This is a genomic window from Mucilaginibacter sp. GW822-FHT03E02 (genome assembly GCF_058801545.1).
Map to the genome: position 1 here is coordinate 5,001,933 of NZ_JBXANJ010000001.1, position 23,726 is coordinate 5,025,658.

The window sequence follows — 23,726 nt, forward strand, 5'->3', positions numbered from 1 at the left end:
AAGTATCAAATCGAAAAAAATCATGGCTAATCCAACTCATTTTGTTGAGCCCCGGCAACGGTTGCTATCCCTCGATTTTATGCGCGGGTTTATCATGATTTTGCTGATATTGGAGGGTACGGGATTATTTGAAAAATTAGACGCTGTTACAGCCGGCACAGGTTTCAATGCTGTTGTGCAGCAATTTTTCCATCATCCCTGGAATGGGCTCCGGTTTTGGGATCTTATTCAGCCCGGCTTTATGTTTATCGCCGGTGCAGCAATGTCCTATTCATTGCACCGGCAGCAGGAGCAGGCTGTGCCCTGGAGGCAATCGTTTATAAAAACATTGAAACGGTCGGCTCTTTTGTTGTTTTGGGGGGTGTGGACAAGGATTGTAAAGCCCGAAGGCCTTAATTTTGAGCTGTGGAATGTTTTAGCTCAGCTTTCATTTACAACGCTGATAGCCTTTCTTGTTTTTCGCTGGTCAATTAAAAACCAGGTTCTTTTTAGTCTCTTTTTACTGGTTTTAACCGAAATTCTATATCGCTTTACCAACGTAAGCGGCTTTAATCAGCCCTTTATCAATCAGCATAACTTCGGGAACTATGTCGACCTTTTATTGGTGCATAAGATCAGCAAAGGGGGCTGGGTTACTATCAGTTTTATTCCAACGGCGTGCCATACCATTTGGGGGATGATGGCCGGGTCGCTCTTGTTGTCAAATAAACCAGCCGGTTTAAAATTAAAGTGGTTAATGGTGGCCGGAATAATTTTGCTGGCTGCCGGATACATCGAAGGAGCCACTTTTTCCCCTATTATTAAAAGAATTGCCACAAGTTCATTTGTACTGGTTTCGGGTGGATGGTGCCTGCTTGCTTTGGCCGTCTTGTACTGGTGGAATGATATTAAAGGGCATACCCGATATGCGTGGATTGTTACTGTAGTTGGAATGAATTCGTTGTTCATTTACCTTTTTATCGAAACCATTTCCGGCGGAATTAACGAATATGTTAATGGTATAACAGCGGCTTTCCTCAACCCAACCCATCTGCCGGTATTGCTCATCGGGATAATTGCGTCTGCACTCACCTTTTTGCTTGAGTGGTTTTTGTGCTGGTACATGTTCAGGAAAAAGGTATTTATCAAAATATAGGTTTAACGGCGTCGTATTTAATAAAACAAGTTTAACATATGATTAAAGGTACATCAATGCTTAAAATGATCACAAGGCTTACCTGCCTGGGTTTGCCGGTAATTTTAATGTCGTCTCAAAATTATCCGCAGAAAAAAATGGTCAAACCAGCAAATGAGATTTCGCGCGGGCAGTACTATACCCTTTATGATTTTAAAAAGGTTAAAAAGATCGACTCGCATGTGCACTTAACGGCGGATATAGATACCGCATTTATTAACCAGGCGGAGACCGACAATTTTAGGATGCTGACTATAAACGTATATAGCTCATCTGGTACACCCATTGAAGAGCAGCAGGATTATGCCATCAAGCTGGTAAAGGCCCATCCCCGGCTTGTTGCCTATGCTACTACCTTCTCTTTAAAAAACTATAATGAACCGGGCTGGCAAAGTGAAGTTATCGCCTATTTAAAGAATTCATTTGCCAAAGGTGCCGTTGCTGTTAAAGTGTGGAAAAATGTGGGCATGCAGCTGAGGGATAAAAATAATAAACTGGTTTTTGTTGATAATGCAAGGTTCGATACCATATTTAACTACCTTGCTATTAATCACATTCCGCTTATCGGCCATTTAGGCGAACATAAGAATTCATGGCTTCCGCTGGATAAAATGACGGTAAAAGGTAACCGCGACTATGCTGCAGCACATAGCGAGGAGTATATGTACTTACACCCCGACCGTCCATCGTATGAGTATTACCTGAAGGTAAGGGACCATATGCTGGATAAAAATCCAAAGCTGCAGTTTATCGGGGCGCATTTAGGGGCTTTGGAATGGAGCGTGGCCGAACTTGGCAAAACACTGGATAAATATCCCAATATGGCAGTGGATATGGCCGAGCGGGTATCGCATTTGCAATACCAGGCAAAAACGAACTGGCAGGGCGTGCACGACTTTTTTATCAAATACCAGGACAGAATACTATACGGCACAGATATGCGGCATGATGCAATGGATATTGTAAATGAACATATAAAAACGCCCGAAGGGTTAAGAAAACACGTGCATGAAGTTTGGCTAAGGCACTGGCGATTTTTTACAACCAACCAAAAAATGCGGGTGCCTAAAGTTGAGGGAGAGTTTTATGGTTTAAAACTCCCGCGCAGCGTGGTTGATAAAATATATTATAAAAATGCTCAAAAATGGATTCCCGGAATTCCAAAGTGATAAGCCAGTGCAAGCGCATTTAAATAGTTAACGGCGAAAAGATGTTATTTAATAATAGCTAACGGAATAAGGCATAAATATCGGATGCGATTAAATTGCGCCGTCAGTTTAGTGTTAACCATGATAAAATATAAAATATTGAATGTTAATACGTTATGAATGTTTTATCTGAAATGTGTTAAGTTATGTTAACCCAATTAGATGCATTTGCGCTGAGGGGGAGGGATATATATTGGGAATTGAATAACAAGCTATCTTGAATTAAGGATAGCGTAAAAGAATACAATTAACTATAAATCAATAATAATGTCAGGATCAAAGATCAAGAATTACCGGTGGATTGTATGTGTCTTTCTTTTTGCGGCTACCACAATAAACTATATCGACAGGCAAATATTCGGATTGCTAAAACCGGAGCTGGAGAAAGTATTCAGCTGGACTGAAATGGACTACAGCCGGATTGTGATGGCATTTACCGCTTGTTATGCGTTTGGCCAATTAGTTTACGGGCGGATAATTGATAGAATTGGTACAAAAATGGGGTACACCATATCTATAACCCTATGGAGTATTGCTGCAATGCTGCATACCGTGGTTAAAAGCACCCTTGGATTTGGACTGGTGAGAGGCTTTCTTGGTTTAGGTGAATCCGGAAATTACCCGGCGGGGGTTAAAACTACTGCAGAGTGGTTTCCCAAAAAAGAAAGTGCGCTGGCAATTGGTATACTTGATTCAGGCTCTAATATCGGGGCCTGTGTTGGTCCTATTTTGGTGCCGTGGTTATTGGCAGTTTACGGCTGGCAGGCGGCTTTTCTGATAACCGGATCATTGGGTTTTATCTGGCTTGCTTTATGGCTCATCTTTTATGAAATACCCTCAAAACAAAAGCGCCTTACAAAGCCCGAATTTGACTATATCCACAGCGACGACGAATATAATACAGATGTTACAACCGGCAACGTAACCTGGGGCGGGCTGCTTAAATTGAAGCAAACGTGGGCGTTTATAGCGGGCAAGTTTTTTACCGATCCTATCTGGTTTTTTTTCCTGTTCTGGCTTCCATCTTACTTTAGCTCCTATTTTCATCTCGATCTTAAAAAGCCAAGTTTGCCGTTGGCCATCATTTATTCCGGGGCTATGTTAGGCAGCCTTGGCGGGGGCTATCTTTCATCCTGGCTGATAAAAAAAGGGTATCCCGTTTACAAGGCCCGGAAAATTGCGCTGTTTATATCGGCAATCTGTGTTATTCTCATCATATTTTCAAGGTATACAACCAATATGTGGGTTGTGGTAACATTGATAAGTATTTCAGTTGCAGCAAACCAGGCGTGGAGTGCCAATATTTTTGCCATAGTTCCGGATATGTTCCCCAAAAAAGCCATTAGTTCGGTTGTTGGTTTAGGCGGCATGGCCGGAGCCATAGGTAGCGTGCTTTTTCCATTGTTTATTGGTTATATTCTTGATTTCTATAAAAATGCAGGCAACATTGTGGCCGGATACAATATTATCTTTATCGTATGTGGAAGCTCGTTTATGATGGCCTGGGTAATTATTCATTTTATAATACCCAAAATGCAAAAAGCAGTCCTTTAGCCTCCTAAAATTCTTTTTAATAGAATGATGCCCCCCATGAAAAAGATTGTATGCCTGCTTATAAATATGCTGCTTATAGTTACCTGTTCGTTTGCACAAGTGTCGGTTCATAAGCTCCTGACAGAAAATCGAATCAATCCAATTGGGTTAGGTGAGATGGTGCCACGTTTTAGCTGGCAACTGGCAAGCAGCAAAAGGAATGTTTTCCAGGCAGCTTATCAGATACAGGTATTCACTTCGGCAAAAGGGAAAGCTTTTTGGGATTCGGGTAAAGTACGCGCCGCCGAATCTGTATTTGTGCCGTACGCGGGCAGTCCGCTTCAAAGCGGTAAGCAATACTTTTGGGTAGTAAAGGTTTGGGATAACTATAACAAGAAACCTGCGGTTAGCGACACGGCATTCTTCCGGATGGCGTTTTTGAACTCAAGCGATTGGAAAGCTAAATGGATAGAACCTGGCTTTACAGAAGATAACATAATGCGCCCCAGCCCACTATTCAGAAAAGTATTTTCTGCCAATAAAAAGATCTTGTCTGCCATAGCTTATATAACAGCCCATGGGTTATATGAAGCCCAAATAAACGGCGTTAAAATTGGCGATGCTTATTTTACGCCCGGATGGACATCATACAATAAACGGTTGCAGTACCAGGCGTATGATGTAACCAATATGATAACAAAGGGTAATAATGCTATAACGGCAACACTTGGCAATGGCTGGTACCGTGGCATTATTGGTTTTAAGAATAAAGAGAACATGTATGGAAAAGACATTGCCCTGCTTTTTCAATTGGAAATTACGTATGCCGACGGAACTACCTCAACCATTACCTCTGATGATAGCTGGAAATCATCTACCGGCGCAATTCTTTACGCGCAGATTTACAACGGCGAAACAATTGACGCAGGACGTGAGAAAAAAGGGTGGATGTTACCTGGATATGATGATACCCGCTGGGACAGTGTAAAGGTTACCCATCATCCTATGAATATATTGGTTGCCACCATTAATGAACCGATAAGAGAGAAAGAACGCTTTAAGCCCGCAAAAATATTCACAACCCCTGCCGGTGAGCACGTAATTGACTTTGGCCAGAACCTGGCGGGTTGGGTAACGCTTAAAGTAAATGGCAAAAAAGGAGATAAGATTGTCGTATCGCATGCCGAAGTTTTGGACAAGGACGGGAATTTTTACACCGCTAACCTGCGCGCGGCAAAAGCACAGGATACATATATTTTAAAAGGGGGCGAAGAAGAGGTATTTAAACCACATTTCACGTGGCACGGTTTTCGGTATATCAAAGTTGAAGGCTATACTGGTGAGTTGCGGCCGGAAAACTTTACGGCAACTGCCTTATATTCAGATATACCACCTACAGGCACTTTCAGTTCGTCAAACGCTTTGATTAACCAGTTGCAGCATAATATTCAGTGGGGGCAAAAAAGTAACTTTATAGATGTACCTACCGATTGCCCGCAACGCGACGAGCGTTTGGGCTGGACCGGCGACACCCAGGTTTTTTTCCGAACCGCCGCCTTTAACATGAATGTCGATAATTTCTTTACCAAGTGGCTAAAAGATGTTAGCGCAGACCAATTGCCCAATGGCAGCGTTCCTTTTGTTATACCGGATGTGTTGGGCCAGCGCAGATCCGGATCGGCCGGCTGGGACGATGCCGCCTGTATTGTGCCCTGGGATTTATACGTGGCTTACAGCGACAAAAGAGTCCTTGAACAGCAATATCCCGGTATGAAAAAATGGGTTGAATTTATCCGGAATAGCAGCCGCAATTATTTATGGAATACCGGTATTCATTATGGCGATTGGCTATTTTACAGCCCGGATGATGATAGGGACGGAAAAGCGGCCGTAACGGATAAGTTCCTGATTGCGCAATGCTTTTACGCCAATTCCGTCCAATTGCTAACAAATGCCGCCAGGGTTTTAGGAAACACTGAAGATGTTCCTGTTTATGAGGCCTTGCTGGCAAAAGTAAAACAGGCATTTGTAAAGGAATATGTAACCGCCAACGGGCGGCTGGTATCCGGTACGCAAACGGCATACGTACTTACCTTGAATTTTGATATGCTTCCTGAAGAACTCAGGCAGCAAGCCGCCGTGCGCCTGGTTGAAAACATCAAAAGTTACGGTAACCACCTCACTACCGGTTTTTTAGGGACGCCTTATCTGTGCCATGTTTTAAGCCGGTTTGGTTATACAGATATAGCTTATAAGCTTTTATTGCAGCAAGATTATCCGTCGTGGTTGTACCCGGTAAAAATGGGGGCAACTACCGTTTGGGAAAGATGGGATGGTATAAAACCGGATAGTACTTTTGAGTCGCCTGCCATGAATTCATTTAACCATTATTCCTATGGCGCTATAGGCGACTGGATGTACCGGGTTATGGCCGGGCTGGATAATTATGATGACGGGCCGGGATATAAGCACATTAAAATACAGCCTCATATTGGTGGAGGATTTACCAACGTTTCGGCTGCTTTAGAAACCTATTATGGCAAACTGAGCAGCAGTTGGATGCTTGAGAATGGCAAGGTTTTGATGGATGTTGAAATTCCTGCAAATACCACAGCAACAGTTTTTGTTCCTGCAAACAATCCCGATGAAGTGACAGAAAGTGGTGCAGCGTTAACATCATCTACCAAAATTGAAACTGAAGGTGGTTATGTGGCACTTACTTTGGGTTCGGGTATTTATCATTTTGTGGTGTCAAAAAAGTAGCTGCCGATGTTCATTACTTGTAATTCATTGTAAAATACCAATAGGCTGAGGGTCAGTAGGGTTAATAATATAATTCAAATCATTTCCCACTAAAATTGAATATTAGTGTTTTAAAAGATTAAATTGTATCTCTTTAATCACTTTTAACAATGAAGCCGCATGCTGTTACTATAAAAGATATCGCAAAAGAGTTAAATATATCGGTTGCTACTGTTTCAAGGGCGTTAAGAGATACTTATGATGTAAATCAGGAAACAAGGCGGCAGGTGCTGAATAAAGCCCTCGAGATGAATTATAAGCCTAATTATAATGCGATTGGCCTGGTAACAAACAGCTCTCACAACATTGGTATTGTTTTACCGGCAGTTGTAAATTATTATTTCTCTACTGTTATTTCCGGTATTCAGGAAGTGGCGTACAAAAACGGATATAACATTGTGCTTTATGTAACTAATGATTCCGCCGAACGCGAAAGGGATATTTTATATGATATTTCGCCAGGGAATATTGACGGACTCTTACTTTGCGTATCATCCGAATCGGACCAGGACGAACACTTTACCAAAATCATAAATATGGGAATACCCATCGTTTTTTTTGACAGGGTAGCATCCAATATAGATACTTCAAAAGTAATGCAGGATGATTTCAATGGTGCATATGCGGCAGTAGATCATTTAATAACAAATGGCTATAAAAAAATTGCACATATTACAGGGCCGCCCGGGCTGTTGTTTACAGAAAGACGGATGGAAGGCTACCTTTTGGCGCTAAAAGAGCATAACTTCCCCGTTAAAAAAGAATGGATCATTCATTCTGGCTTTACCCAGGATTGCGGCACCGCAGATATGATGCAGTTACTAAAGTGCAAAGAAAAACCAGATGCCGTTTTCGCCGTTAACGACAGAAAAGCGATTGGAGCAATGCTCACCCTCAAAAAAAAGAACATAAAAATAGGGAAGCAAATAGGAATTGTGGGGTTTACAAATGATCCGATGTCTGAAATTATTTCTCCTACCCTAACTACAGTAGAAGAACCGGCAAAGGAAATAGGAAGAAGAAGTTGTGAGCTACTGATGAAGCATATTTTTAAAAAATATTTTATTGCCGAAGAGGTGATTTTGCCAACAAAACTCATCGTAAGAGAATCCACTCAACGATAATAATCAGCAATAAAGTGTGTTGACTGAAATAAAACAGGGCTTTATGAGAATTCATAAAGCCCTGTTTTATCAATGTGGAGAATATCGGAGTGGAAAGCGCCGTTATTGCATTACTCAAACTGCGTTTTTGATGCTCTGAGAGCGGTTTTTGATTTTTCATTTTGCAGTTTTTTAGTGGTTTTGGCAGAGTTTTGACAGAGTTTTCGACCGAAAATCGTGGTTAAAATCTTTGTTTAAGATATCGGAAATGCGGTTTTTAAACTCTTTCCAAAAATTGCTTATCGTAAAAATAGCGACTTTTTCCCGATTTTTGCTACTTTTTTAATTATTCTCCACAACCTTTTTTATGGTTAAATTATGTGTTCTCCACTCCCAATAGTAGTTCCAGATTTCGTTTCAACCATCTCCAAAAGTTACACCACCACTCTCTATTTTTTTTATTTTGGCAGAGTTTTGGCAGAGTTTTTCCATCCCTCAAATTGCGCTTAAATCCAAGAAAAGTGCGTTAGTAAATAATTGATATTCAATATATTAATAAGAAGTGAACGGAATATTCTCCACTTTGCTGAGTTGCAAAAGTTGCTATTCATTAATAGAGTTCTTAAAAAAGCAAGCCGCTTAAAATCGATTTAAATGCATAAAATCGCTAAAATTTCCGATATATTGACATAATTTACTATTTTTATGCAAATAATTATTTTATTTCGGATAAATGTTTAACTTTGCCTTCGTATTTAAAGCAAAACCATGTTATTATCATTTGCAACAACCAACTTCAGATCAGTTCGTGACCGTGTGGAATTAAGCATGTTAAAAACAGGATTAAAGGGGCTTTCATCGAACTATTTTAAAGGGAATAATAAAAAGCAATTACTGAAATCAGCGGTAATTTACGGACCTAACGCCTCCGGTAAGAGTGGGTTTTTAAGGGCGATCAAAGCGCTGGAATATCTGGTAAAAAAATCAGCGAGCCTTAGACCTGATGATAGTATTGCCCCTTTTGAACCTCATCGCCTGGAAAAAGCGTGTGCCGGATTACCTGTGACTTTTGAAGTAAGTTTTATTGCTAAAAAAGTTCAGTACGATTATATCGTGTCTATTAAGTCTAAGGATATTGAATCAGAGGAACTTTATTATTATCCAACAAGTACTAGAACTCTGCTTTATTCGAGGACTGCCGGTAAGGAAATGAAGTTTGGGGATTATTACAAAGGGCCAAAAAAAACGCTTGAAAAATTATTGCTCCCCAACCAACTATTTCTGTCTAAGGCAGCCGAAAATAATGTGGATGCGCTATTAGATGCATACCGGTTCTTCACAAAAGGGCTAACCGTGTATCCGATGATGGAAGATTACCATGAAAATAATTTGGCCAGGCTTTATGCTAAACGTTTAGCAGAAGATAAAGATTCGAGATTTTCAAAACGTTTCAATGCTTTGATCTGCGCATTGGATACCGGAATTTGTGCGGTTGCTGCCGAGGAAGTGGACTGGGATGGCTATAAATTTCCCGGCAATCTCCCGGAAGACCTGAAAAAACAAGTCCAGGAAGACTATAAATATGATATTAAAACGCAGCATCCGGTATTTGATGGAGGAAAAGCTGCGGGTTTTGCTTCGTTTGACGTAAGTGATGAATCAGCGGGAACCAAAAGTCTATTTGTTATCGGTGGTATTATTTTAGATGCGCTGGATAATGGCAGAGTACTGGTCGTAGATGAATTTGAAAAAAACCTGCATCCCAGCATTACACAGTTTTTGATACAGCTTTTTCATAATCCTGTGGTTAACCAAAACAATGCGCAATTGATCTTTGCAACACACGATATTACGCAGTTATCTAATGATCACTTTAGACGTGACCAGGTTTGGTTCACTGAAAAAAATGAGTACGGTGCTACATCCTTATACAGGTGTTCAGACATTCAAGGTATTCGCTTAGGTACACCATTGGATAAATGGTATGCCAGTGGAAGGTTCGGCGCGACGCCGATCATTAACGATGTAGATTTTTTAATTGAAATGCAGGCGAATGGCGAAACTGAGGATTAATAAAAGGATTTTAATCTTATGTGAAGGGGCCACAGAATATATCTACGCCAAATCACTTCAAATGGAACTGCCGCGTGAATTGCAGCGGTCTGTTGCTATTGAAATATTTTATCAAACCCAAAATGATCCTAAAAGCCTGGTTCAGGAGGCCCATAAAAGAGAACGGAATGCTAACAAAGAGCGAAATGCTTACGATACTGTTTGGCTCTTTTTTGATAACGATAACTGGCCGCAATTAGGTGAGGCTTTTGCTCTCGTCAACAAATACGGCTTCCGTATCGCCTATACTTCAATTTGTATTGAGCATTGGTTCATTTTACATTTTGAGCATTGTGGACGGGCGTTTAACAACGGGGAGGAAGCTATTCGGTATTTAAACAGGTTATGGCCTCAATATCATAAAACTAAAATAAATGCCTTTGCAGCACTAAAAGACCGTTTAGCTACGGCTATAGAACGGGCAAATCTGATTAATAGGAATCAAGGTAACGGTGAAGCGCCTATACATGAACGCAACCCTTACTTTACGGTTCAGGACTTAATCAGCTTTTTTGAAGAGTTAAAACAGGTTAACGATTAGAAAAAATACGATATATGACAACAGAGCAATAAAAATATTAGGTGTGGTCTAAAAGCTTAAAAAGCCCAGAACGTGTGGTGACGTCTGAGCCTTTAAGATTTAATAGATCACTCGCACAAGTTGAATCGATACGAATGAATGAGGTTTCGCGTCCTCGGATTTGTTTTCAACGCACAAAAGTAAAAAAAGTTACTTTTAGCGCAAGTAAATCCGCAAATTCTTTTCTTTTCTCCTTGTGATGTGCCACCGGTCTAACTAAGTACCGGCTGTAATTATAAAAAATCATTAAAAAAGGAGGATTAATTATGGGAGAGAGATTTACCCAAAAGCGCATCGTATTCGATGATGCGTTGAGCAGCGGAAAACTAAAAGTAAGTACGCTATTAGCATTATTAAACGAGCATCCCTACCAAAAGGATGTAATTGAGTCATTCAAAACGGATGATATCAAAGATGAATTTATCGTGGTTGATCATATTGATACCGTTCACAACAAGATAAAACTCATCATTAACCAGTTCGAGCGTTTTTCAATTTTAGCTCATAGCAAGGATATCACCATACGGGAGGGTGCTAAGCCAGTGGCAGATGTAACAGGACATCACCCGCTGATATTCAATTTTGGAGAATATGTGGAAATTGATGAGGTAAAAACAGGTTTGGATTGTTACGCCATTTATGATTCCAAAAACACATTCTTCGATGAATATGATATGGCAAAGTACGCCAATCGTTTATACAAAAACGGCTTGGGTGGACTGGCAGAATATAATATCGATTTCTTCAAAACGCTGGCTACAACAGACAAAAGATTTAACAAGCATCGAAGCTACAGGCTCGTCGCTAACAACAATGAACTGTTCCTGCGAGGTATCACTTCTACTGACCGTTATTTTGAATACGGCATAGATTTCACGTTTGTAGTTGCCATGCTTTCGCTTCACAAAGACATGAAGGCTAATAAAGGCAATCAATATGCCATAACAAGCGCAGCTGTTTCGGAATCCAAACTGGAACTGATTATATCGGAAAAGCAATTGAAAGATGCGAAAGAGTTTGGCAAGGTAAGTTCAGCAATGATAGTCACCACCAACGATCTGGGCCAGGGTTCTTTAAATTTCACAAAGATTATCCGGGTGGGTGGAAGGTTGCATCATGGCATCTACCTATTTCCGGCCACAGAAGAAGCCAAACAAAACAAGCTTATAATCTCACATTCAACCGGGCCTAAAAGAGCGCTAAGTAACCTGAACGAAGTTTATACTTTGCTAAATGATACCGATGAATACATCAAAGATCTTCATGAAGTTAACGGAATTAAAGCCCCTGATGAATTACGCGCACGTATTGTTAACAAACTTAGCAACCCTCGCAGCGCATTCAAAGATATTCATGAGCTAAGAGATATTTTCAAAATGAAAATTGACAATGAAATTAAAGCGTTTGCCAAATTACTCGAAATGTGCAATAAGGCAGAGGAGTTGGAGATTGATTATGATTTGAAAGATAAACTACGCTATATCATCTCAGACATCATTCTTTCCGGTAGAAAATAATTAACAAAGTTTTTAAATAACAGATATTTTATGGCAGTCAGTCAGGAACAATTAAAATTCATCATGCAACGGTTCGACACTTACATTAGCGGTGCGAACACTAAAGGAGCTTTCCTCTTGGCCTTTAACACATTTTTATGTGGAGGTTTACTTACTAATTACGCAACACTTACAGGCTTAGTTGGACTATGCTTGGCTACCTACCTTAAGGTTGGTATATTTCTGCTAATAGCTGCTGGTATAGCCAGTTTAGTGATTGTACTTTTAGCCGTCTATCCCTTTCTAAAATCCGGAAATTCCTCAACAGAACAATACCACTCACTGATCTATTTCGGTTCAGTGTCTGCATTTGACACATCCGAGAAATACATTGAAGCGCTGAAAAAACAGGAAGAAGCAGACGTTTACGCTGATTTATCCAAGCAGATACATCAGTTATCCAAAGCCTTGCGTAAAAAATACAGGCAACTGGAATGGGCAACCAAAATCATATTTTTTCAACTGGCAGTAGTAGTTTACAGTATTGCCCTTATTATCATTCACAGCTTATGAAATTATTTGGAAATTACGCCCAAGATATTGAGAGTATTTTAACGGAGGGCCAAATCAGCAATTTTACTGGCGCAACGCATAAAAGGGCATTGTCGTCAGACATACTTAAAGGAAACGCATCTGTTAAACTATTTGCGGCCCAAAATTCTCACTTACAGCTTACCGGCGATAAGGTACTTCTGGACTTCGATAAAAGTGGTCTTGAAAGATTATTCGGCCCTAATAAATCATCGTTTCAAAATATAGTTATTGGATCACATCCTGATTTTAATGACGTGCCACATGACGGGTGCTGTTATCATCATTGTGTTTCTATGTTTGTAGATATTAAAGGGTCAACCCGCCTAGGATTAAATCATTCTTTGGAAAAAGTTCGTCTTATTAAAGATTCAATGTTAACCCTATGTATTCATGTTGCCAACTTCTTTGGCGGCCACATACATAGACTGCAAGGTGATGCGGTTTTTGTACAATTTGTTAGACGGAATAATTACAAAAACGATGCAATTATAAACGCCCTAAATGCGGCTTCTGTACTTTGCCAATTCGTGGAAAAAGACCTGAGTGAAGTGTTTACACGTAATGGATTAAACCCAATCAAGATTCGTATTGGTATAGACTTCGGTAAGGATGAGGAAGTGCTTTGGTCGCATTACGGTGTACCAGGCTGTGCCGAATTAACCACCACCAGTTTACACACAGATTTAGCGGCCAAATTGCAAGCCAAAGCGAAATCAAATTCCATTATTATTGGTGGAAACGTTATTGACGAACTTGATCTGCCGGATGAATATTACGACTGGGTATATAGAGCTAATCAAAATAACATTGATGAACCGGAGCGGTATATTATCAGGGATATTTCCTACCGTCAACAAGATTTCTTGTGGAAGAAATACCTGCAATCTTACGATTTTATTACCCGTTCAAGTGATGGAAAGACGCTGGATATAGTAGAAAAAGACTTTAAGATTAAATGTGTAATCTATGATGCCGATGGTCAAAACATCGAAGATTACCATCAAAATTCAAGGTCAATCGAAAAATTCAAAAAAATAAAATTCACCTTGTATTACAGGAACCAGCCGTATAATAAACAATCCTTTGAACACATCACCTGGGAGGCTGTCAATAGAGGTAATGAAGCCAAAAACCATAACCAGCTACACCATGATTTTTTAGGTTATTATAAAGATCAAACCGTGTGTATAGCCGATGCAGGTTACTTGGGTCATCATTACGTAAGCTGTAAAATTATAAGAGAACACCAACCGAATATTAATTTAAGTTTCCCTGTATATGTCCGTTAAATCTTTTAAATGTAGGTTATGGTAAAATTTAAAACAGGAAATATTAAAATTCATTTACCTGCTACTGACAATAGTATTTATCCATTATGCAGGCAAACTAATTTAAGAGGTGGTATAAGGAGGCCCGCCGTTACAACGCCTTTAAGCGAATTTATTAAACTGGACTATTATATAAGGTGTGAAAAGTGCTTTAAGATGATTTAGCTTACCTTACTTCACATTAAAAAAAAATTTTTAAGAATGCCCGGTGTTTGAGTAAACGCCGGGCTATTATTTTTTAATATACTATCAATTTTATTTTAAGAAACCTTGTAGGTTAATATTGCCTAACCACATATCCGCAAACTCTGCGTGGTCTGCTTGCAGGTCGGTGTGTACTTCGCCCATAACCTGGTTATAAAACGCTATGCTTTCCTGATAGATACCCAAATTGGCTTGTTGGAACATAAAGGGTGCTATTTTAATCTTTGTAAAATCGGCAGCATCATCTATTCGGTTATCCAAAATTAAAAAACACATTTCAGGGTCTTGCATGAGGTCGCCGTTCTGCTCGTAATAGTGGCAAAGGCTAAAAGTACAACCTACGCCCATCGGGGTAATCATATCCTCGCCAATTTTTTCAATGGTCAGGGGCATAAAGGGTTCATTGGTAATTTTCAGGTGTTCGTTACCGTTCATCATTTCGATAAGACGGCAAAATATGGCGGTGCTATTTTGGCTTAATGTTTTCATAAAAGATGCGCCCTTTGAACGGTTGCGCCTCCGCTTTAATTAGTTTCTTAAAAATTGATGCTTGGGGCGATAGGTGTTATTACCGTTTAATACCTCGCTACCGTACTTGTCCCGAATTTCATCAAGGCTTTTTTTACCGCCTTTACTCACTTTGTACTCTGCTGTGCGGAAATACCACGCTACTTTTTTAGATGCAAATAAAAATCCTGCGGTTTTCAGGGTTTCTTTATTGGGTCGGGTGTTACCCGTTACCCATATCCACGCACCCACCAACTCTATCAATATGCCGTCTATGTGAATGATTGCTTCAATCGCTTTGCGGTAGGCTTCCGATGACAGAATTTCGTTTTCTGTTTCTTCTTCGGAAAGGTTAGCCCCTTTGATCGCTTTGGCAGAGGCAAAAGCGTAAGCGGTATTCACCTGTTGCATAGTCGCCGTATCGCCTCGTAAATCGGGGTGATACTGTTTGGCAAGCCTTTTATATTCGGCTTTGACTTCCTCTATTGTCTTACAATCGTTAAACCATTTCATAAGCTTGATTTTAGTTGTCGTTATGAGTTTTAAGGATTTCGGTTTTCAGCACTTTTACATTTGCCGTGCTTGGGATATTTAAAACCGTGTTCTTTTCAATCTCCTTTATCGCATCGTTAATTTGTGTGTGGCTGGTTTCTACAATCAGCCGTACAATCAGCAATATTTTATCCTGCATGGCTATAGCTGTTTAAGAAGTTATTATACTCGGACGTAAAAACTGCGGGATTGCTGATTGCCAAATCTTCGGCGTACCCAACCCAAAAAAGTTGGTCGGTCAGCTCTATAAATAGTTCGTACATTTGCTTTGGATTTACTGTAGGTGAATTTTAAGTAAGCCCCCTTTAGTGTTTTGGGAAAGGGGGCTTTACTATTTTTTAAGCGGGTATGATAATTTCGGCTTCTATCTCCGCAATTTTCCCGACACACAAACTGTTAATGAATTGTGCTGATTGCTGAATAAGGTTTGCGTTCTTGGTGCTGAAAGTACGCCCCTGGTCGTCTCTTATAATCAGTTCGCAACCTTGTAAACTGTTTGCGCCTGTTTCCTCGCCAACTTCTTCCTGTTTTACTACAAACTCGTCCAGATTGGCAACAATGGTTTGCATCCTGTTGCGGTGTTGAATTTTGCGATTAAGGTCTAAAACTACCTTTACCGTGCTGTCTAAATTCATTACTGGTTTAACGGGTTGTGGTTTAGCCGCTGTGGGCTCCTGCTCTGCTTTTGGGGCTTCCGTTTGAGGGGCTTCGCCCTTTGGCTGTTCTGCTTGCGGTGCAACCTTTTCCTCTTTGGGTTTTACCTCTGTGCTGTCCTTATTAACAGGATTACTGTTTACAAAAGCCACTTTGTTTTTATCGGCGGTTACAGGGTTAGCGGTGTTTGCTGCTCCGTTATTTGATGCACTGTTATTGTTTTTTGCTTCGTTGATTTTCATGATTTCTATTTTTAATGTTTATGATTTTAAATTGTTGGCGTGACAGGTCTGTGGTTGCTGTGTTGCCGTCCGGTGGCGCTCTTCCTTTAAAGTTTTTCATACAGGTGCTTTTTATGTTCGTTTTTAAAGTGGCTCGCTACGCTCGCTCGCTTTTTATTAAGCACCTCACCTGAATAAGCCGGCTGCAAAGGCAAGACTTTTGGAAAAAAAATACGCTCGGAAACAAACCCGCCGGAGGCAACCGATGAAAAAAAGCGAGGAAGATTTTTTTTACAAAACCGGAGGCTCGGTCTTGATGTGCAGCAGGCTTTCCAGAAATTTGTTTAATAAAATGTCGGGTAAGCGCCTAAAAAATCAGTTTAGAAAAACCTAAAAAAGCGAAGCCGTAAAAAGAAAAAAGGGCTGGCGCAGGTACAAAGCCAGGTCTTTAAAACCAGCGAAGCGGCTGAATTGAGGAACGAAATGAAGCGGCTGGAGGTGCTGACTTAAAGTATTTTAAATCAATTATTTTTCTTATATTGTATAAGAGCCAATTCCATGACACCACTAAATTTTTTAGAAGAAGTTCGTAACAATCTTCAAATTACGTCTTATGAAGTTATTTATAAGCAAATAGCTGCAATACGTAATAAAATGTTGCCATCCGCGAGGTTGAAAAAAGGGCATTTTATTGATCGAGTAAGAATTAATCAACCAAAAGAAATTTTCAGAAGTATTGATGATGTTTCATATATACATGACAAGACTATATTAGAAAAACATGTTGGGTACGGAAGAGCCAACGTACCAGGGCAAGCAGTTTTTTATGGTTCGATTATTTCTGAAAAAATGCAACGTCCCCGTGAGGTTGCTTTTAAGGAAACCTCTTACAATTATAAAATCAGAGGAACATTGCCAAATATCGATGAAGTCTTTACGCTAAGCCGATGGAGAATTTTAGAAGATATTGAGGTACTTGAAATGATATTCAGTGATGATGCAATACATCAAAGCGAGTATGTTCAGGCATCCTTGGACAATCAGAGAAAAAACTATCAGCACTTACCACAAGCTGCCGAAATGGAAGAACAAGCTCGCTTTTTTAGCAATGAGTTCTCAAGAAACGATATCGGAAAAGGAGAAGATTATAAGTATAAAATTTCGTCGGCTTATATCAACTACATTTGGGAAAAGTCCCATTTAAAAGGAATAACTTTTCCAAGTGTACAAACCGGTTATTTAGGGCAAAATGTTGCTCTTTTACCTGAAGTTGTCGAAAAAAGTTTGAGGCTTGAAGGTGTTGGAATGTTTAAATTTGAAAAAAAGAACGGATTGTATATACCAATAGATAGCATACAAGTCGCCACCGATCTTGGTGAAGAGCAAAAGGATTTTCAATGGTATCCTTATGTTGGGGCGGAACATGCTGACGATTAATATAATAAACTGGTATCCATAAAATATTATCAGGCTTATATATATGAATTAAATATATTTGTGCTACAATTTAAACCATGACCTCAATTGCATTATCACAAGGCTTAGTCAACCATTTTAAAATATCAGAATATAGACAAGCAACTACCCCAAGTGGGCAAAAAACAGTTTTTATAGTAAAAATTGAAGGTGTTCAATATGCCCTAAAAATAATCCACATTGCGGACGAGCGTTTTGAAAGAGAGGTCAAGATTTGTCAAAAGTATAATCATATCGCCGGGATACCATCCATTTTAAGGATTGAAAAGTACTTGAACGATACGATCATATTGGAGGAATACATTGAAGGCAATGATTTATCTGATATTTTAGATCAATATAAAGGCGACGATAAAAAAATCATGGATTTGATTTTTAAAGTTGGAACAATTTTAACCCCGGTTTGGGACGATAAATATGTTCATCGTGACTTAAAGCCACAGAATATTAGGATAAGAGCAAATGGAGAACCTGTAGTATTGGATTTTGGGATTGCCAGAGCCTTAGATGAAGAAAGCATCACTGCAACCGGAGGCCAACCTTTATCATGGTATTACGCCAGTCCGGAACAGTACGCGGGTCAAAAAAACTTAATTTCTTATAGAACCGATTTTTTTTGCCTTGGGATAGTAGCTTATTACCTTTACACAAACCAGTTACCCTTTGGCAATACTAAAGATTTAATTGCCCAAGCTTTTGCCAACCCTACTATACAAATAGATTCAGGTAATAAACATATTAATGGGCTTTGTAACGGTGTGTTTTACACTTCGCCATCTGATCGTCCTCGTAAAATAGAAACTTTCCTAAAGCTTGCACAAATATGAAAATAACCCACGTACTAGGCCACAACTCTAACTGGAGCATTGAAAGTCATTTACAACAAAACATTGGTGACTATTTTTTAATTACAGCATTTACACATGGTATCGACTTTGATAAGAAAAAATCGCTTAAAGGCATTTTAGATAAATCCATGATCGATCTGCAATTTTATGGAAAGAAAAGCAGTGGTGATATAACTGCCGGAAAGTTATCTGAGTTTCCTTTTCACCCGGCGAACTGCGGTGATGATGAGGTTACTAATATTTACTTTGATAATTGTTTAAAGCAAGCAATTAAATTTCAGATAGATAAAGGATTTAAGAATGTAATCATCCCCCATTTTTACGAAAATGAAGAGGTTAAAGACATCATTGAAACCATAAAAAAAATCAATAAATACGTTGTGAAAAATAAGGTAGATGGCGTAAAATATTTCATGACCCTTGCCTTTGCAAACCACGTTATCATTGACAAAACGAAAGTTGAGGAAATACTTTTTGCCTGTACAGATATGGACATCGCATTTGATGGCTATTTCGTGACTTGCGAAAACAAACCTGAATTTAAAAGGAAGTTGACTACTGATATAAAGGTTCTAAAAAACTTATCAAAAGTTTTTAAAACCTTGAAACAGCAGGAATTTGAGACAATTTATGCTTACGCTAATTGGGATGCACTGGTGATACTTGCTCAAACCGATATTGATTACATAACAATAGGCACCTACGAAAATTTAAGAAAATTCGATATAAGGCGCTTTACAGAAGATCAGTCAGGTGGTGGTTCAAAAGGTTATTACTTTTCAGAGAAACTGTTAAATATGATCCGCGCGGATGATATGACTATTATAAGGGATACAGGAAACCTGCCTTTTGTGGAGAACGATAGGAACATATTCTCGGATATAATATTACAGCCAGCGTTTTTATGGAATATACATAAGCCTGACGTTAACAAAAACTACTTGCTGTCAATTGAACGTTTACTAAAAAAAGTTAGCAGTATAAATGATTTAGCAGAGCGAAAGGAATACGTGCTTAATTTAATAGAAGAGGCTATTAAACGATACAATAACCTGGAAAAGAATCATATTTATTTAGATAATGAAAGCAGCAATTATCATTTGAATAGCTGGAAAACCTATTTGCGTAATGCCTGACTTTTTACCTTTTCGGAAAAAAGGATTTGCATTTTCGGATCAAATGGCACCTGCCGGGTAGGATTAAAATGTCGTTGTAAGATGCCATCAGGAGAGATTGATGCCAAACCAACATTATATTTCATAAAGGCATCGAGGTTTTTTAATGCCGCCTTGCAGTGATGGGTGTCTAAAACCACAAAAGAATATTCTGCAAACCACCTGTATCGGTAAGCTTGTTTTAATGCTCTTTTCCAATCCTTTAACTTAGCCTCTATCGCATAATTATTGCGAAAAGGTAACTCATAAGATTTATTCGTTATAAATTTATCGTCTGTATTTAGTATATACCCGTTGCTTAAAAGCTTAATCAATGATTTTGAAATCGTAGATTTTGAACAACGGGTTATACTAATAATATCATTTACTGTGAGGCTGCCAGATTTTAGAAGAAGTGAGTAAATATTAATATCCAGAAGATCGAGCGAATCCTCAGAGCTTGTTTGCTGATAAGCGGCGTTTTTCAGGTCGCTGATAACTATATCAGCGATACCGTAGCCTAATGACACCTCTTCAAAAATCTGAACGTAGTTTCGGTTATAAAAACTTCGTATTGAAGTCTTCAAAGCCTCCACAAGATCAACTTCCGCTTGAAATTTCATTTTTTATCAAGATATATGATGAATCATCATTATTCTTCCTTCGCTGTAAAAGTGACAATTTCTTTTCAATATTTCGAAAGTTTTTGAAATTGTACGCTTCAAAATATACTTTAAGGTTATCCATCATTAACTTATAAAACCCATCAGTGCATATTAAATAATTATATTCACTAACGATTTCTGTTGGCATAAAATCATCAAGCGATAAGTCGGCTAAACCCAAACACTTAGTCAAAATATTTGACCTTTCGGATAGCGAATCATCATCTGTTATCTTTTCAATGAATTGATTGGTGAACTGATAAATCCGTGAATCACCAATATTTACATATTGGGCCTTATTTAAAATCTTATCATAAAACAGTGCCGATAGCGTACTCATACCCGAATTTCCGCCGTCGGATAAAACCTGGCTATGCGTTTCAAATAAAACTTGTCCAAGATTATTGCCCGTAGGGCTTAAATCATCGAGTTTTGATTTCAGTTTCTTTGTGTATTGGCTAATGAATATGTGACTTGTCGAAAGTGAACTAACGCCGTCAAAAACAAAAAAAAGGTAGTATTGATCTTTGTCTACAATTAAAATCTTGTCCTGGTTCCTGTCCCTTTTGAGGCCCTTTTTGGAATTACTGACATATTTTAACAAGGTTTTCATAATAGGTTAATGATTAAAAGCCGAAATTGTTGTTCTCTCTTAAACCGTCCTATAAATTTATACAATTTAGTCACAGGTCAATTCAAAATAAACAACTTATTAAAAATAAAAGTTGAGTGTTCTTTTACACTACAAAATTACTAATAAAATTAGTAATTTGAAATCGTTTTTAAAAGTAGCCCAAACTTATTACAGCCGGGCTACTAATCAAATATAAATTTAGGTTACCTCACTACTTTTAGTTTTGTAACCTCTAAACGCCCTTCTTGAGCAACCCCTTTAATTTTTTGAAATGCTTTGCGGAGCCGAACCCCCGCAGCGTTGTTGCCTTTTTCATAAAATTTGATGGCATCAATTTCTGCGTTGGCAATGATGCTTTTTAATTCCTGGAACTTTTTCATGGTGTTAAATTTAAAAGGTTATTTAATCTGTTATTAATTCAAAAAGTAAAAAGGCATACCGTTTATCGGATACCCCTGCTTTGGCTTTGCTGCTGTGTTTTATCCTGCGATTGGCTTTTACTTTGGCTTTGCGTATTGATAACTGCTGCGGGTTTGGTAAACTGCTCCCTTTTCAGGCCAGCGCCTTTTTCGCTGAAAAAATCAAGTTTACCATAGCGGGGAACGGCCTCAGCCATGACTTTTGCCTCTTTGCCGTCTTTACCGGTAGCGGTTACCACCACACGGTCGCCGTTGCTCATGGCTTTGATGATCTCGGCTTTCTTTTCCGGGTCGGATAGTTCTTTTATTTTGTAATTGCCCAGCGTTTTATCCAAGTCAAAGCCATAAGTGGGGTGATGGAACTGTTTAAACTTATGGTTGCCGTAATCATCTTTTTTTTGATCAAAGTCCAACCTGATCCATGCCTGATAGGGCTGGCTGTCCCTGGTAACCAAGTCATTTCGCAGCACCGTCCTGTCCTGCACTAAATTAGCGGCCTGGCTTGCGGAGAAGCTTTTATCATCTTTGATGTAAAAGGTTTGGCTTACCGCCGGGCTGAAATACGCCTGCCTGAAATCGGGATTGATAAAATTCACCTTGCCATCTTTCATGGAAGCTAAATTCTGTTTAGCATCAATGCTTTCACCTACGGCCAATTCGCTGGTGCCTTTTTGCTTTTTAAAGAAATCCAGCGCCTCATTCGGACTGTCAAAGTTTTTAACCAAAAACTTATCGGGTTTGTCTTTATCGGCAGAGATAACCATATAATGCTGGTTTTCTACAGTTGGAGGTACTTTACCGGCAGTCACCTCAAACTTGTTAAAGGAATAATTATCCGACTGGCCCGACTTTTTAAAGTGCAGGGTCATGTCAACCGTGCCTTTATCGCCGGGAAACTGGTCTTTCAATGTGAAATAGCCCGGTAATGGTTTCATGTTCTTTTCCAGTTCATCGGCTATTTTGGGGTTAAACCCCAGCTTTCTGACCTCCTGTTGGAGATCCTGCAAATTATTTAAGTTCATCGTGTTGTTATTTTGATTAATACCTTGTTTAATTGCGTATTCGGCCTCGCTTAATTTTGTGACCATCAAGTCCGGTGTCACCGGATTGGCTTGTTTTATTTCCTGTAGCAATTGTTCAACCGGACGGTAAAAAACGGGATTTTCCTCGCCTCCCGGCAGATAGCCATAACCAGCTTTGGCATCCAAGTGGTCTAATGCTCCGTCGAGCGTTTTGAAAAAATCCAGCTGATGTGGTTGCAAAGCCATATCCATCGGGCGCATTTCAAATACTACATACTGCGACCCGTTCTCTTGTTCTTTTTCGAGTATCTGAATGATCTCCGGCGCGTATTTTGTTTCCAGGTTCATGCTGTTATGATTTGTTTTTACGTAGCAATACCTGCCGGTCAGCTTCCAGCTTTACTTTTACCCGCTTGACCTTTTTACCGAGCAAAGATTTAGCGGCACTGATACCCGCCCCAGCGGCTTGTGTGGCCAGCGATTGATCCATCGAAAGAAACTGCATACTTTGTAAAGCATCATCCGTTCCGCTGCCTGCGGCTTCCGCAAATTCCGCTTCCGGCGCGTTCAGGCCGATGATACCATCGAGCGAATACACGGTTAGGTCAACGGGTACGATAGCGGTGCCTATCCTGATGTTTTTAATGTCCAGCAATAAACGCTGGTTAACAATGGTACAGTTACCAAAAAGCAATTGCCCTTTATTGAATACCATACCTTTAAGGTGCATCGTATCCGTTAAGCGCAATTTGACGACACCACCTTGCAATACTTTTTGTGATCCGTCAATCACTGCCGGAATTGCCTTGAATGCGGTATCCTTAACCGGTGGTAAAACGGCTTTCAGATTATTCAACGCCATGCCTGGATTTTGGATAGCCTGTATTTTGTCCAGTAAAGCCCCCAATTGCTGCATTTCCGGATCTTCAGTTTTACCCTGCTGTACAGATTTTAGTAATTTTTCCAGCTTTTCGGTATTAGGGTCTGTTCCCTGCTGAACGGCTATGGGCTTAACCACCGGCTCCGGCCTGTTGACCTCCTGCCTGATCTGAGCCAGTTTTTGTTTTATCGCCTGCTCGTGGTCGTCTGTTGTTAATCCTGATTGGCTCACAGTTGATGACTGGTTGGTCTTTTCATCCTTAAACCCAAAAGATGGGCTAGCCGTGTTATTGGATGCCGATACAGAATCCCTTGCCGCCTGGTCATACAGGCCCATTTTGGTCTGCTGCTTTTCGTTCTTAAACTGTGCTTCGGGTAATTGGGTGTTGATACCTTGCTCGTGAATCGACCCACTTACTTCTCCCTTGCCGCCGCCTAAAGCATAAAAGCCCAGGGTTAAGAATGGCAGGATCAATAGGGGCAATACCAGCAGGAATTTCCGCTGTTTTGCCTGTTGCGCTGTGTTTACTTCCGTTGTTTGTTTCATTGGTTTTGTTTTGT

At 39.7% G+C, this 23,726-nt stretch carries 24 protein-coding genes; 13 read left to right on the plus strand and 11 right to left on the minus strand.

Features of this window, described 5'->3' with window-relative positions; all coding sequences use genetic code 11:
- The first annotated feature begins 22 nt into the window (after nucleotides 1-22).
- From AC1RM2_RS20740 to AC1RM2_RS20785, 10 genes are all read left to right on the plus strand, one after another.
- Nucleotides 23-1,135 (plus strand): acyltransferase family protein, encoded by a 1,113-nt coding sequence (locus AC1RM2_RS20740; protein ID WP_492987061.1) that lies wholly within the window; start codon nucleotides 23-25, stop codon nucleotides 1,133-1,135.
- A 38-nt stretch (nucleotides 1,136-1,173) separates the two neighbouring features.
- On the plus strand, nucleotides 1,174-2,343 hold the full coding sequence (locus AC1RM2_RS20745) for an amidohydrolase family protein (RefSeq protein ID WP_492987062.1): 1,170 nt from the start codon (nucleotides 1,174-1,176) through the stop codon (nucleotides 2,341-2,343).
- 306 nt (nucleotides 2,344-2,649) lie between these two features.
- Entirely contained in the window at nucleotides 2,650-3,936 is a 1,287-nt protein-coding gene (locus AC1RM2_RS20750) for an MFS transporter (protein ID WP_492987063.1), read from the plus strand.
- 36 nt (nucleotides 3,937-3,972) lie between these two features.
- On the plus strand, nucleotides 3,973-6,678 hold the full coding sequence (locus tag AC1RM2_RS20755) for a family 78 glycoside hydrolase catalytic domain (RefSeq protein ID WP_492987064.1): 2,706 nt from the start codon (nucleotides 3,973-3,975) through the stop codon (nucleotides 6,676-6,678).
- A gap of 149 nt (nucleotides 6,679-6,827) precedes the next feature.
- Complete coding sequence (locus tag AC1RM2_RS20760; RefSeq protein WP_492987065.1) at nucleotides 6,828-7,841, plus strand: LacI family DNA-binding transcriptional regulator; 1,014 nt, start codon at nucleotides 6,828-6,830, stop codon at nucleotides 7,839-7,841.
- 747 nt (nucleotides 7,842-8,588) lie between these two features.
- Nucleotides 8,589-9,893, plus strand: coding sequence for an AAA family ATPase (locus AC1RM2_RS20765; protein ID WP_492987066.1), 1,305 nt, complete (start codon nucleotides 8,589-8,591; stop codon nucleotides 9,891-9,893).
- Nucleotides 9,874-10,473 (plus strand): RloB family protein, encoded by a 600-nt coding sequence (locus AC1RM2_RS20770; RefSeq protein WP_492987067.1) that lies wholly within the window; start codon nucleotides 9,874-9,876, stop codon nucleotides 10,471-10,473. Before AC1RM2_RS20765 ends, AC1RM2_RS20770 begins: the two co-directional genes overlap by 20 nt.
- Before the next feature lie 305 nt (nucleotides 10,474-10,778).
- Nucleotides 10,779-12,029: a hypothetical protein gene (locus AC1RM2_RS20775; protein ID WP_492987068.1), complete on the plus strand. Its 1,251-nt coding sequence runs from the start codon at nucleotides 10,779-10,781 to the stop codon at nucleotides 12,027-12,029.
- 30 nt (nucleotides 12,030-12,059) lie between these two features.
- On the plus strand, nucleotides 12,060-12,581 hold the full coding sequence (locus AC1RM2_RS20780; RefSeq protein WP_492987069.1) for a Pycsar system effector family protein: 522 nt from the start codon (nucleotides 12,060-12,062) through the stop codon (nucleotides 12,579-12,581).
- Entirely contained in the window at nucleotides 12,578-13,891 is a 1,314-nt protein-coding gene (locus tag AC1RM2_RS20785) for a nucleotide-binding domain-containing protein (protein ID WP_492987070.1), read from the plus strand. Before AC1RM2_RS20780 ends, AC1RM2_RS20785 begins: the two co-directional genes overlap by 4 nt.
- 294 nt (nucleotides 13,892-14,185) lie before the next feature.
- On the opposite strand, the gene AC1RM2_RS20790 is transcribed toward AC1RM2_RS20785, so the two are convergent.
- The 6 genes from AC1RM2_RS20790 to AC1RM2_RS20815 form a co-directional block, all read right to left on the minus strand.
- The gene (locus AC1RM2_RS20790; RefSeq protein WP_492987071.1) at nucleotides 14,186-14,623 is read right to left on the minus strand and encodes a DUF6908 domain-containing protein; all 438 of its coding nucleotides are present in this window, start codon (nucleotides 14,621-14,623) and stop codon (nucleotides 14,186-14,188) included.
- Between the two features lie 39 nt (nucleotides 14,624-14,662).
- Nucleotides 14,663-15,154, minus strand: coding sequence for a J domain-containing protein (locus AC1RM2_RS20795; protein ID WP_492987072.1), 492 nt, complete (start codon nucleotides 15,152-15,154; stop codon nucleotides 14,663-14,665).
- A gap of 10 nt (nucleotides 15,155-15,164) precedes the next feature.
- Nucleotides 15,165-15,332: a hypothetical protein gene (locus tag AC1RM2_RS20800; RefSeq protein WP_492987073.1), complete on the minus strand. Its 168-nt coding sequence runs from the start codon at nucleotides 15,330-15,332 to the stop codon at nucleotides 15,165-15,167.
- Nucleotides 15,322-15,456: a hypothetical protein gene (locus AC1RM2_RS20805; protein WP_492987074.1), complete on the minus strand. Its 135-nt coding sequence runs from the start codon at nucleotides 15,454-15,456 to the stop codon at nucleotides 15,322-15,324. Before AC1RM2_RS20805 ends, AC1RM2_RS20800 begins: the two co-directional genes overlap by 11 nt.
- A 75-nt stretch (nucleotides 15,457-15,531) precedes the next feature.
- Complete coding sequence (locus tag AC1RM2_RS20810) at nucleotides 15,532-16,089, minus strand: hypothetical protein (protein WP_492987075.1); 558 nt, start codon at nucleotides 16,087-16,089, stop codon at nucleotides 15,532-15,534.
- Nucleotides 16,061-16,189 (minus strand): hypothetical protein, encoded by a 129-nt coding sequence (locus AC1RM2_RS20815; protein ID WP_492987076.1) that lies wholly within the window; start codon nucleotides 16,187-16,189, stop codon nucleotides 16,061-16,063. Before AC1RM2_RS20815 ends, AC1RM2_RS20810 begins: the two co-directional genes overlap by 29 nt.
- Before the next feature lie 437 nt (nucleotides 16,190-16,626).
- Between AC1RM2_RS20815 and AC1RM2_RS20820 the strand changes: the two genes are divergently transcribed.
- The 3 genes from AC1RM2_RS20820 (at nucleotide 16,627) to AC1RM2_RS20830 (ending at nucleotide 19,528) form a co-directional block, all read left to right on the plus strand.
- On the plus strand, nucleotides 16,627-17,505 hold the full coding sequence (locus AC1RM2_RS20820; protein ID WP_492987077.1) for a hypothetical protein: 879 nt from the start codon (nucleotides 16,627-16,629) through the stop codon (nucleotides 17,503-17,505).
- A 77-nt stretch (nucleotides 17,506-17,582) separates the two neighbouring features.
- Nucleotides 17,583-18,371, plus strand: coding sequence for a serine/threonine protein kinase (locus tag AC1RM2_RS20825; protein WP_492987078.1), 789 nt, complete (start codon nucleotides 17,583-17,585; stop codon nucleotides 18,369-18,371).
- Nucleotides 18,368-19,528, plus strand: coding sequence for a hypothetical protein (locus tag AC1RM2_RS20830; protein WP_492987079.1), 1,161 nt, complete (start codon nucleotides 18,368-18,370; stop codon nucleotides 19,526-19,528). Before AC1RM2_RS20825 ends, AC1RM2_RS20830 begins: the two co-directional genes overlap by 4 nt.
- Here the strand turns inward: AC1RM2_RS20830 and AC1RM2_RS20835 are convergent.
- The 5 genes from AC1RM2_RS20835 to traM form a co-directional block, all read right to left on the minus strand.
- The gene (locus AC1RM2_RS20835) at nucleotides 19,510-20,169 is read right to left on the minus strand and encodes a helix-turn-helix domain-containing protein (protein ID WP_492987080.1); all 660 of its coding nucleotides are present in this window, start codon (nucleotides 20,167-20,169) and stop codon (nucleotides 19,510-19,512) included. The two genes, AC1RM2_RS20830 and AC1RM2_RS20835, sit on opposite strands and share 19 nt — an antisense overlap.
- Nucleotides 20,147-20,824, minus strand: coding sequence for a PP2C family protein-serine/threonine phosphatase (locus AC1RM2_RS20840; RefSeq protein ID WP_492987081.1), 678 nt, complete (start codon nucleotides 20,822-20,824; stop codon nucleotides 20,147-20,149). Before AC1RM2_RS20840 ends, AC1RM2_RS20835 begins: the two co-directional genes overlap by 23 nt.
- Before the next feature lie 224 nt (nucleotides 20,825-21,048).
- Nucleotides 21,049-21,225: a histone H1 gene (locus AC1RM2_RS20845; RefSeq protein ID WP_492987082.1), complete on the minus strand. Its 177-nt coding sequence runs from the start codon at nucleotides 21,223-21,225 to the stop codon at nucleotides 21,049-21,051.
- 62 nt (nucleotides 21,226-21,287) lie between these two features.
- Entirely contained in the window at nucleotides 21,288-22,634 is a 1,347-nt protein-coding gene (locus tag AC1RM2_RS20850) for a hypothetical protein (protein WP_492987083.1), read from the minus strand.
- A 4-nt stretch (nucleotides 22,635-22,638) separates the two neighbouring features.
- Nucleotides 22,639-23,712 carry a conjugative transposon protein TraM gene (gene traM, locus AC1RM2_RS20855; protein WP_492987084.1) on the minus strand — a complete coding sequence of 358 codons (1,074 nt, stop codon included), beginning with the start codon at nucleotides 23,710-23,712 and terminating at the stop codon, nucleotides 22,639-22,641.
- Nucleotides 23,713-23,726 lie beyond the last annotated feature (14 nt).